The organism is Streptomyces sp. NPDC056480, assembly GCF_042795405.1.
Lineage (GTDB): Bacteria > Actinomycetota > Actinomycetes > Streptomycetales > Streptomycetaceae > Streptomyces.
The window spans coordinates 1-4,555 of record NZ_JBHTSA010000144.1 but is presented as its reverse complement, the minus strand read 5'-3'; the positions used below and the strand labels follow the sequence as shown (position 1 = coordinate 4,555).

Genomic DNA, 4,555 nt, shown 5'->3' with positions numbered 1-4,555 from the left:
CCCGTGTGTCCCCCCGGGCCCCCCGGGCCTGCGGGGGGGGGCGGGGGGGGGCCCCCCCCCCCGCGCCCCCCCACGGGGTGCCCGACCCCTCCGGCGGTGGGGCGGCCCGGCCGCCCGCCCGTTATCGGCTCACCCCGCCCTCGGTGGCCCTGGCCCCGCTCCTGGTCGAGCAGCGCAACGCGCTTCACCGGGCCGAGGCCGCGTTCTCGATGCTGACCGAGCAGTACCGCACCACCGCCGCGCATCCGGCGGGCAGCGTCGTGGAGGTGGTGGTCGGCAGGGAGCAGGTCGCGCACCGGTTCCACCAGCTGCAGCGGGGAGCCCAGCGGGAGCTGCTCATGTTCCTCGTCGGGGAGCCCAGCGCGGTGGCCCGCGAGGACGCCGACATCTCGGAGAGCTCCGCGCTGGACCGTGGAGTCGACTTCCGGGTCGTGGCCACCAAGGACTACCTCGACGGCCCCGGCGTGGGGAGGGACGTGAGGGCCGGCATCTCCGCGGGCCTCGAGATCCGCCTGGCCGAGTCCTTGCCGTTGAAGATGATGGTGTCGGACCGGGAACGCGCCATGGTACCGCTGGACATGGCGGACTCCGGCGGCGAGCCGAGCGCCATCGTGGTGCACCGCAGCGGTCTGCTGACGGCCCTGGTCCAGCTCTTCGAGAGGGAATGGGCCCAGGCCAGGCCGCTGTTCGACACCTCCACGGGCGTACGTGCGGAGCCGGCGGCCGACGACCGGCCGACCGAGGGGGAGTTGGAGGTCCTCGCCCTGATGCTCGCGGGGGTCTCCGACCGGCGGGTGGCCTCGCAGCTCGATGTCTCGATCCGCACCGTGGAACGACGCACCCGCCGACTCATGGACCGCGCGGGAGCGGATTCACGTCTGCAACTCGGCTGGTACGCCGCGCGTGCCGGCTGGCTCTGACCCGCCGTCGGTCGACGGGCCACAGGTGTGAGTCGGCGGTGTACGCCCCCGATTCACGCGGGATGAAGCGTTGCCGGATGCAAGCGCGTGTCGGGTAGCCGCCATGCGGGGAACCCGCCACCTCCGGCACCCCTCGGCGATCCGTGTGTCTGCCAGGCTGCAGCTGCATCCCGACACGTTCACGGTTTCCAGTGGGAGATTCATGCGCTCCATCACGCGTACAGCCCTGGGCGCGGCGACCGCCGCCGTCCTGACCGTCACCGCGGTCGCGCCCTCCGGGGCGGCGGACTCGCCGCCTGACCGCCCCTCGGACAAGAGGCCCGTCGTCGGCAGCGGGACCGCCCCGGTCGGCGGCAGGCAGGCGACGGTGACGCTCGTCACCGGTGACAAGGTCGTGGTGACGACGGACCCGTCAGGTCGCAGTTCCGCGGCGGTCCTGCCCCGCGAGGACGGCACGCAGCCGACCGTCCAGACCTACCAGAAGGGCAAGGACCTCTACGTCTACCCGGCGGACGCCACCCAGGCGATCGCACAGGGCACGGTCGACGAGCAACTGTTCAACGTCACCGGGCTCATCCGCCAGGGATACGACGACGCGCACACCGACGCGCTGCCGCTCATCGCCACCTACCAGCCCGGTGTGAACGTCCTCGACAGCGCTCCCGCGGTGCCGCGCGGAGCCGACCGCGGCCTGAGCCTCCCGGCGGTGGACGGCGTCGCGCTCAAGGCCGACAAGGACACCGCCGCCACCTTCTGGCGGGACGTCACCGACCCCCGCTCGCGTTCCGCCTCCACGCTGAAGAAGCTGTGGCTGGACGGCAAGGTCGAGGCCACGCTCGACCGGTCCACCGCCCAGGTCCACGCGCCCGAGGCGTGGGCCGCCGGGTACGACGGCAAGGGCACCAGGGTCGCCGTCCTCGACACGGGCGTGGACGCCGGACACCCGGACCTGGCGACCCGGGTCACCGCGTCGAAGAACTTCACCGACTCCAGGACCACCGGCGACGTGGTGGGCCACGGCACGCACACCGCCTCCACGGTCGGCGGGTCGGGAGCGGCGAGCGAAGGCCGGATGAAGGGCGTCGCCCCCGGCGCCTCCCTGCTCATCGGCAAGGTCCTCAACGACCAGGGGTACGGTCAGGACTCCTGGGTCATCGCCGGCATGCAGTGGGCCGTCGACCAGAAGGCCGACGTCGTCTCCATGAGCCTGGGCAACGCCACGATCGGCGACTGCACGGACCCGGTGGCCCAGGCCGCGCAGCAGCTCGCGCGGACCGGCGACGCGCTGTTCGTCGTCGCCGCCGGCAACGCCGGTTCCGGCACCGAGACCGTCTCCTCGCCCGGCTGCGTGCCCGAGGCGCTGACCGTCGGCGCCGTCGACCGCGACGACACCACGGCATGGTTCTCCAGCCGCGGACCGGTGGCCGTCACGCGCACCCTCAAGCCGGAGATGGCCGCGCCGGGCGTCGGCATATCGGCGGCGAGCGCGGGCGGCCGGGGTGTCTACGCCTACCGCGCGATGTCCGGTACGTCCATGGCCACCCCGCACGTCGCGGGCGCCGCGGCCATCCTCCGCCAGGCCCACCCGGACTGGACGGCGCAGCAGCTCAAGTCCGCCCTGGTCTCCTCCGCCCGCACCGGAGGGAGGATCGCCGGCGCCGACCAGACCGGCGCCGGAGTGCTCGACGTGCTCGGCGCGGTCGACCAGAAGGTGCTCGCCGCACCCGCCGTCCAGGCCGGCAGCTACGACTGGCCGCAGGACGCCTCGGACCGCACCACCGTGCAGGTGCCCTTCACCAACACCGGCACGCGCGCCCTCACCCTGAACCTGAGGGTGAGCGGGGTGCACGGCAACGACGGCAGCGACGTCCACTCCCGCATCGCCGAGCCGGCGTACAGCAGGGTGAGTGTCCCCGCGGGTGCCACCGTGCGGGTGCCGCTGCGGATCGACCCCACCGCCCGTCTGAAGGACTCCCAGTACGGTGCGATCACCGGCCGGATCCTGGCCACCGGCGGCGGCACGCACGTCTCCGTCCCCTTCACCCTCTACGTCCAGCCCGAGACGGTCACGCTCCGGATCAAGGTCGTCGACCGCAACGGCAAGCCCGCGACCGGCCCTTCCTCCCTGGAACTCGTCAATCTCGACATCGACAAGGGCGAGCGGCGCTTCAACGCGGGCGCGGCCGAGCAGACGTTCAGCCTGCGCCCCGGCGACTACGCCCTGAACAGCTTCGTCGCGTCGTACGACGCGAGCGGCACGACCGAATCGCTCAGCTACCTGGCGCGGCCGCAGTTCCGGATCACCCGTGACACCACCGTCGTCCTCGACGCCCGCGAGGCCCACCGGCTGAGCGTGCGGACCGACCGTCCCTCGACGGTGGACAGCACCACGCTCAGCTACGCCCGCACGTGGGACGACACGTGGCAGACAGGAGGATCGCTCGTCGTCCCGAACAGCATTCACCAGCTCTACGCGGACATCGACGGGCGTGCGGACGACGGCACCTTCGAGTTCCGCTCCACGTGGCGTGCGATCGGTTCCGAGGGCGGCTCCCCGTACGTCTACAACCTGTCGTACCCGACCAGGGGACCGCTGCGCTCCGACCAGGTCTACCGGCCCAAGGACGCCAAGCTGGCGCAGGTGAAGGAGACCTGGAAGGCCCTGGGCCAGGAGGCCGTCTACCGCGACGCGCTGCACGTCCGCCCCGCCGGCGGCGACAGCGGCTTCATCACCGTCGCCGCGCTGAAGGACATCAAGGTGCCCGCCGTCCGCACCGCCTACTACACGACCGGTGACGACTCCTGGTACCACGGCGCCATGACCAGCTTCCCGTTCGCCGCTTTCATGGGCGACCGGGAGCGCACCTACCGGGCCGGGCAGCGCGGTGCCGAGGAGTGGTACGGCGGCCCCATGCGACCCGGTGCGCCGCGCGACGCGGACGGCAGGCCGGTCCTGGCCGCCGAGCGGCAGGGCGACCTGATCGGCTTCCAGAACGCGCTCTGGATCGACGGTTCCGGCGACCACTGGACCTACGGCGGATCGTTCGGCGACCTCGGCAACCTGCTGCTGAAGCGCAACGGTGAGCGGATCGGCAGCCTCGCCTACCCGTACGGCGTCTTCGAGGTGCCGGACGAGGACGCCGCGTACGAGCTCACCCAGAAGCTGGACAAGATCCTCACCGGGGACCGCAACTGGCTGCGCTCGACCTCGGCCACCACCACGTGGAGCTTCCGCTCCCACCGGGAGCCGGACGTCTACTCGCGCGGTCTGCCCATCCTCTCCCCGGCGTACGACCTGCCGGTGGACGGACTGAACACCCTGCCCGCGCAGAGCGGCATCAGGGTCGGCCTGTCGGTCGAGGGCCACGCCGGATACACGCCGGGCGCGATCACGGCGGCCTCGCTGTCCTACTCCTACGACGGCGGCACCACGTGGACCGAGGCGCCGACCGAGCAGCGGGGCGGCGCGTGGACGGCCGTCCTCGATCACACCGGCGCCGCCGGCAGGCAGGTCATGACGAAGGCCTCCTTCACCGACGCCCGCGGCAACGCGGTCACCCAGACCATCACCCGCGCCTACGACGTCCGGTAGACCTCGGAGTCCGGCCGGGCGGGCCTCCCACCGAGGGAGGCCC

At 72.6% G+C, this 4,555-nt stretch carries 2 protein-coding genes; both read left to right on the top strand.

Annotation, left to right across the window (positions count from 1 at the left end; translation table 11 throughout):
• The first annotated feature begins 77 nt into the window (after window positions 1–77).
• Window positions 78–920 carry a LuxR C-terminal-related transcriptional regulator gene (locus ACFQ79_RS35920; RefSeq protein ID WP_383591315.1) on the top strand — a complete coding sequence of 281 codons (843 nt, stop codon included), beginning with the start codon at window positions 78–80 and terminating at the stop codon, window positions 918–920.
• A 202-nt stretch (window positions 921–1,122) separates the two neighbouring features.
• Window positions 1,123–4,512: a S8 family serine peptidase gene (locus ACFQ79_RS35915; RefSeq protein ID WP_383591312.1), complete on the top strand. Its 3,390-nt coding sequence runs from the start codon at window positions 1,123–1,125 to the stop codon at window positions 4,510–4,512.
• Window positions 4,513–4,555 lie beyond the last annotated feature (43 nt).

Excerpts from the sequence above, each read along its gene's own strand:
- ACFQ79_RS35915 (WP_383591312.1), top strand. The coding sequence starts at position 1,123 with ATGCGCTCCATCACGCGTACAGCCCTGGGCGCGGCGACCGCCGCCGTC.